At 65.2% G+C, this 884-nt stretch carries 1 protein-coding gene; it reads right to left on the bottom strand.

Annotated elements, in window-relative coordinates; genetic code table 11:
• Positions 1-231: 231 nt before the first annotated feature.
• A complete protein-coding gene (locus HMPREF3115_RS18195; RefSeq protein ID WP_006398119.1) occupies positions 232-489 on the bottom strand; it encodes a BTH_I0359 family protein in 258 nt (85 codons plus the stop codon).
• Positions 490-884: the final 395 nt, after the last annotated feature.

Here is an 884-nt window from a genome sequence, read left to right as displayed (position 1 = left end):
TGACGCGCGACCGGCGCGGCTCAGGAGGCGGGGCGTGCCGCAGCTGCACGGTCGCGCGTTCGACGGCGGCGTGCGGCGCGCGATGCGTTGCCCGCGCAACCGATGCGCGGCGCGGCCATCAAACGAAAAGCCCCGGCCCGGCGAACCGGGCTGGGGCATGATCGGAGTGCTCGCACGCCGCGCGATGCGCGGCAAATGGCCCGGTCGCGCGAAGCGCCGGGCCGTGAGCCGTCAGTGGAGGACGACGGGCATCATCATCAGGCTGTCGAACTGTCCGAGGAATTCGTCGACTTCATCGAGCGTCGGCTCTTCCTCGATCAGCTGCTTCACGTGCTCGCGGAACCGCTCGGCCAGTTCGCCGTCGATGAAAATCTCGCGCTGCGCGTTCTTGTCGACGATTTCGTATCCGCCGGCATTCATCAGATGGTGGCCGGCCTGCGGCGCAAATTCGACGACGCAGTAGTTGGGGCTGTTGTAGATCATTTGCATGGCGGCACTCCTCTTCGCAGTGGCATCTGGCCTTGTTGTCCCCTACGTGGGGCAGCCTTCGCCGGTTTCAAGGGGCTTGTGCTGCACACCCCGTTCCCGTGTTGCGGGGTGTCTCGGTTAGAAACCGATACTTATCAAACGTTTCCTATTGTCGGCCGGTGCACTGAAATAGTTGTTAAAGAATGTCATCGGCCATTTCACGACGATCTTTAATCGGTCGAAATTGCCGATTTCGCGTCGTTTTACGGCGTGCCGGGTGCCGATGCGACCGGCTCGGCGGGCGCGGGCGGCGGTTGCGCGGGCACCGATGCGGACGCGACAGGCGTCGATGCGTCAGCCGTCGCCGGCTCGGGCGGCGTCGCGGCCGCAGGCGCGTTCATTGCGGCGGCCGATGC

This window comes from Burkholderia sp. HMSC10F09 (assembly GCF_001806955.1).
GTDB lineage: Bacteria > Pseudomonadota > Gammaproteobacteria > Burkholderiales > Burkholderiaceae > Burkholderia > Burkholderia multivorans.
Note: the sequence above shows the minus strand (reverse complement) of the source record. Positions and strands in the feature narration are given on the sequence as shown.

Coding starts and splice junctions, on each gene's coding strand:
- HMPREF3115_RS18195 (WP_006398119.1), bottom strand. CDS start 489: ATGCAAATGATCTACAACAGCCCCAACTACTGCGTCGTCGAATTTGCG.